This is a genomic window from Roseateles sp., from assembly GCF_039929605.1.
GTDB lineage: Bacteria > Pseudomonadota > Gammaproteobacteria > Burkholderiales > Burkholderiaceae_C > Pelomonas.
In genome coordinates this window covers 1-4,924 of sequence record NZ_JBDSQX010000165.1, presented here as the reverse complement: position 1 = coordinate 4,924, position 4,924 = coordinate 1, and the positions used below count along the sequence as shown (strand labels likewise).

At 66.6% G+C, this 4,924-nt stretch carries 5 protein-coding genes; 4 read left to right on the top strand and 1 reads right to left on the bottom strand.

All coding sequences use genetic code 11. The features are described 5' to 3' along the window. Positions 1-221: 221 nt before the first annotated feature. Positions 222-1,313, bottom strand: a complete 1,092-nt coding sequence (gene ychF / locus ABIS05_RS22230) for a redox-regulated ATPase YchF (protein ID WP_348012432.1) — start codon at positions 1,311-1,313, stop codon at positions 222-224. Positions 1,314-1,446: 133 nt separating this feature from the next. Between ychF and ABIS05_RS22225 the strand changes: the two genes are divergently transcribed. From ABIS05_RS22225 to ABIS05_RS22210, 4 genes are all read left to right on the top strand, one after another. Further along, positions 1,447-2,568: an FAD-dependent monooxygenase gene (locus ABIS05_RS22225; RefSeq protein WP_348012431.1), complete on the top strand. Its 1,122-nt coding sequence runs from the start codon at positions 1,447-1,449 to the stop codon at positions 2,566-2,568. 27 nt (positions 2,569-2,595) lie between these two features. Then, positions 2,596-3,384: a DsbC family protein gene (locus ABIS05_RS22220; RefSeq protein ID WP_348012430.1), complete on the top strand. Its 789-nt coding sequence runs from the start codon at positions 2,596-2,598 to the stop codon at positions 3,382-3,384. After that, positions 3,384-3,827, top strand: a complete 444-nt coding sequence (locus ABIS05_RS22215) for a DUF3429 domain-containing protein (protein WP_348012429.1) — start codon at positions 3,384-3,386, stop codon at positions 3,825-3,827. The genes ABIS05_RS22220 and ABIS05_RS22215 overlap by 1 nt, the downstream gene beginning before the upstream one ends. Further along, positions 3,827-4,924 (top strand): M61 family metallopeptidase (locus tag ABIS05_RS22210; protein WP_407074875.1); only part of this gene is annotated, 1,098 nt, incomplete at its 3' end. The genes ABIS05_RS22215 and ABIS05_RS22210, both read left to right, overlap by 1 nt.

Genomic DNA, 4,924 nt, shown 5'->3' with positions numbered 1-4,924 from the left:
TGGCGTGGATTGAGTTTGAATCAAACTCCCGCCTGCCCTGCGAACCAGTCAATTTGAACGGCTTTGCGGCCTCATGACGCGTCAAGCCGTTCAACCTAGATGCCGATCCTATTGGGCGTGTTTGCCGCCGCGCGGACGGCCCTCAATTCCCGACACTTCGCTCGACAGAAAACCAAAAAACCCGCCAAAGCGGGTTTTTGAAACGTCCGAATTGCCTTCGGTCAAACGTTGAACAGGAAGTGCAGCACGTCGCCATCCTTGACAATGTATTCCTTGCCTTCCGCGCGCATCTTGCCGGCATCCTTGGCGCCTTGTTCGCCGCGGTGTTTGATGAAGTCGTCGTAGGCGATGGTCTGGGCGCGGATGTAGCCCTTCTCGAAATCGGTGTGGATGACGCCAGCGGCTTGCGGGCCGGTGTCGCCGACGTGGATGGTCCAGGCGCGCACTTCCTTCACACCGGCGGTGAAGTAGGTCTGCAGGCCCAGCAGCTTGAAGGCCGCGCGGATCAGGCGGTTCAGGCCGGGCTCGTCCTGGCCCATCTCGGCCAGGAACAGCGCGCGGTCTTCATCGGCCATGTCGGCCAATTCGGCTTCGGTCTTGGCGCAGATAGCGACGACGGGCGCCTTCTGGCTGTCTGCGTACTCGCGCAGGCGATCGAGAAACGGGTTGTTCTCGAAGCCGTCCTCGGACACGTTGCCGACGAACATGGCCGGCTTGGCGGTGATCAGGCACAGCGGCTTGAGGATGACTAGCTCTTCCTTGCTGAAGTCGATGGAGCGCACCGGCTTGGCTTCGTTCAGCGCCGCTTCGCACTTCTCCAGCACCTTGACCAGCGCGATCGCCTCCTTGTCGCCGGCACGCGCCACCTTGTTGTAGCGGTGCAGGCTCTTGTCCACCGTGCCCAGGTCGGCCAGGCAGAGCTCGGTCTGGATCACCTCGATGTCTGAGATCGGGTCGATCCGGCCGTTGACGTGGATGACGTTCGGGTCCTCGAAGCAGCGCACGACGTTGACGATGGCGTCGGTCTCGCGGATGTGCGACAGGAACTTGTTGCCCAGGCCTTCACCTTTGCTGGCGCCCGCCACCAGTCCGGCGATGTCGACAAACTCGACCACGGCCGGCAGCACGCGCTCAGGGCTGACGATCTCGGCCAAGGCCGCGAGGCGCGGGTCAGGCAGCTCGACGATGCCGACGTTGGGCTCGATGGTGCAGAACGGATAGTTCTCGGCAGCGATGCCGGCTTTGGTCAGGGCGTTGAAAAGCGTGGACTTGCCGACGTTGGGCAGGCCCACGATGCCGCATTTGAGGCTCATGGCGAGGTTCCGTTGGGGAAGGGCGGCCGGCACTGCGGCGCCGAAGCGCGTGATTTTAGTCGACCGGCGTGGCACGCCTGCGTGCACGATTACAGGGCCCGATCCGGTCATACCCGCTGCCTACAATCGCGGCATGCAAAGTGTGGATGTGTTGGTGCGGGGACGGGGCGCGGTGGGCAGCAGCCTGGCGCTCAGCCTGGCCGCGCAGGGCTTGAGTGTCGGCATGACCGGTGCACCCGAGGCAGCACGAGCGGACGATGTCCGGACCTACGCGCTGAACGCCGCCTCGGTGGCGTTGCTGACGGAGCTGAAGGTCTGGGGCAGCCTAGCCGCTGACGCATTCAGCCCGGTGTACGACATGGTCGTTTGCGGCGACGCGATCGAGGGCCAGGCGGCCGGGCGGTTGAGCTTTTCGGCGTGGCAACAGGGCTTGCGCGAGCTGGCGGTCATCGTGGATGCCGGCGCGCTGGATGCCCAACTGGCCACAGCGCTGCGGTTTTCGCCGCATGTTCACAACGTCGCCGACACCACACCGGCGGCGCTGACGGCGCTCTGCGAGGGCCGTGAATCCGCTGCGCGTGCGGCACTTGGCGTCGAGTTCAAGCTGCAGCCTTACGGGCATCGGGCGCTCGCCGCGCGGCTGAGCGCGGATCGCCCGCATCAGGGCGTCGCGCGCCAATGGTTCCAGCCTGGCGGCGAGGTGCTGGCGCTGCTGCCCTTCGAGAAGCCGGCGCCCGGCGCTTCCTACGGCCTGGTCTGGTCCTGCGTCGGGGCCAAAGCCGAACAGCTGCAAGCCCTGTCTGCGGAGGATTTCGAGCATGAGCTGAATGCGGCCACGGGCGGCGCGGCAGGCCAGCTCAAGCTGGGCAGCGAGCGCTCAAGCTGGCCCCTCGCGTTGGCCCGTGCCGACGCGGTCAGCGGCCCCGGCTGGGTGCTGCTGGGCGATGCGGCTCACATCGTTCATCCGCTGGCGGGCCAGGGGCTCAACCTCGGCCTCGGTGACGTGGCCGCGCTGGCTCGCGTGCTGGCCGACCGTGAACCCTGGCGGCCGCTCGGTGACGAGCGCCTGCTGCGCCGCTATGCCCGTGAGCGCCTGGCGCCAACGCTAGCCATGGGCGAGCTGACCGACGTGCTGCAGCGCCTGTTCGCCCACAGCTCGCCGGCCGCCCATGGGCTGCGCAACCGCGGCCTGGACGCCCTCAATCAACTCACTCCCGTCAAGCGCTGGCTGACCCAGCGTGCCCTCGGGCTCTAACCTTCCACCGGCTCTCCGCGCATCGTGTTGTCTTCCATCGTTCGCTTCTTGTCCGGGCTGCTCATCGTCGGCTGCCTGCCTGCCTGGGCCGCCGAGCCCGACCCTCCCTCAGCCCGAGTCGCATCCAAGGTCGCTGCGCCCACGGTCGACGAGGCCAGCATTCGCAAAATCCTGGCCGAGCGCATGCCCAACGCGCCCAAGCTCGACGTGGTGCGGCCGTCGCCGATGCCGGGGCTGTGGGAAGTCGTCATCGGCAACGAAGTCCGTTACACCGACCCCACTGGCAGCTTCCTCCTCGAAGGGGAGCTCATCGACCTCAAGGGCAAGAAGAACCTGACCGAGGAGAGGGTCAACCAGCTCAACCGTATCGATTTCTCGACGCTGCCGTTCAAGGACGCGGTGACGTGGAAGAACGGCAACGGCAAGCGCCGTATCGCCGTCTTTGCCGACCCCAACTGCGGCTATTGCCGGCGCTTTGAGGCATCGCTTCAAGAGATGAAGGACGTGACGGTCTACACCTTCCTGATCCCCATCCTGGGCGGCGATTCGCCGGAGAAGACGCGCGCGATCTGGTGCGCCAAGGACCGCTCGGTCGCCTGGTTGGGCTGGATGCTCAAGAGCGAACTGCCGCCCAAGCCCGATGCCAAATGCGATGACGCGGCCATTGAGCGCAACCTCGCCCTCTCGCGCAAGATCCACGTCAACGGCACGCCGGCCATCGTGCTGGAAGACGGCAACCGCATCCCCGGCGCCGTGGGCGCGGTCGAGCTCGAGAAACGTCTGCAGGCCTTGGCTGCACTGGCCAAGAAGTCCTGATGCCGACGAGCGTCGACAACCGCGAGCTGGCTCATCGCCTCGGCTACGCAGGCCTTGTCCCTTTCGTGCTCGGCTGCGCGCTGATCTGGCTGATCGGCGGCCGTGACCTCGACCAGCACGCCTTTGTCAGCCTCGCCATGTCGGCCTATGCCGGCCTCGTCATCGCCTTCCTTGGTGGCATCCATTGGGGGCTGTCGTTCGCTCGCGGCCTGCCCTGGCGCCAACCGCTCGTCTGGGGTGTTTGTGCCGCGCTGCTCGGCTGGCTGGGCGTGCTGATGGCGCCCTACGCCGGCCTGGCCATGCATGGCGGCGTGCTGATCGCCTGCTACGTCATCGACCGCCGCGTGTATCCGCAGCTGGGCGCCGCCGACTGGCTGACGCTGCGTTTCCGGCTCACGCTGGTGGCCGCGTTGAGCTGCTTCCTCGCCGCAGCGGGCAGCTGATGACGGGGCCGCGCTACCGGATCGAGCTGGCCGACATCTCGGCACACCGCTACCGCGTCACGTTGACGCTGGCCAACCCGGCGGCCGAGCAAGACTTCAGCCTGCCGGTGTGGATCCCGGGCAGCTACCTCGTGCGTGAGTTCGCCAAGCATCTGAGCGGGCTCACGGCACGCCAGGGCAGCACCGAGCTGGCCGTCGAGCAGCTCGACAAAGCCAGCTGGCGTGTGCGCTGCAGCGGCCGCGCGGCGTTGACGCTGAGTTATGACGTCTACGCCTTCGATGCCTCGGTGCGCACCGCCTGGCTGGACAGCCAGCGCGCCTTCTTCAACGCCAGCAGCCTGTGCCTGCGTGCGCATGGCCGCGAGGGGGGAATGCATCGCATCGAGCTGGCGCGCGTGCCCAAGGGTTGGCGCGTGGCGACCGAGATGCGCGATCATGACGGCGGATTCGAGGCCGCCGGCTACGACGAACTGGTCGACCATCCGTTCGAGATCGGCCCGCACTGGCAGAGGGAGTTTATGGCTGCCGGCGTGCCGCATCGGATCGTCGTTGCGGGGGCCTGGCCCAGCTTCGATGGCGAGCGTCTGCTGGCTGACGTGCAGCGCATCTGCGAGACGCAGATCGCCTTCTGGGGTACGGCACCTTTCCAGCGTTACAGCTTCCTGCTCTGGGTCGTGGACGACGGACATGGTGGCCTGGAGCATCGCGCCAGCACGGCGCTGATTGGCGCACGCCGTGAGCTGCCGACAGCTGCCGAAGGTGCCGTGCCGAGCGACAACTACGTGCGACTGCTCGGCCTCTTCAGCCACGAATACTTTCACGCCTGGAGCGTGAAACGGCTGCGTCCGGCGGAGTTCGTGCGATTCGACTACCAGCGCGAGAACTACACCGAGTTGCTGTGGTTCTTCGAAGGCTTCACGAGCTACTACGACGAGCTGATGCTGCGCCGCGCCGGGCTCATCGACGCGCCGCGCTACCTGAAGCTGCTGGGCGCCTCGGTCAACGGCGTGCTGGCCGCGCCAGGGCGCCGCGTGCAGCCGCTCAGCGCAGCCAGCTTCGAGGCCTGGACCAAGTACTACCGGCCGGACGAGAACAGC

What these genes read in the sequence shown, in the direction of transcription:
- ychF (WP_348012432.1), bottom strand. Translation starts at nt 1,313, where the DNA reads ATGAGCCTCAAATGCGGCATCGTGGGCCTGCCCAACGTCGGCAAGTCC.
- ABIS05_RS22225 (WP_348012431.1), top strand. Translation starts at nt 1,447, where the DNA reads ATGCAAAGTGTGGATGTGTTGGTGCGGGGACGGGGCGCGGTGGGCAGC.
- ABIS05_RS22215 (WP_348012429.1), top strand. Translation starts at nt 3,384, where the DNA reads ATGCCGACGAGCGTCGACAACCGCGAGCTGGCTCATCGCCTCGGCTAC.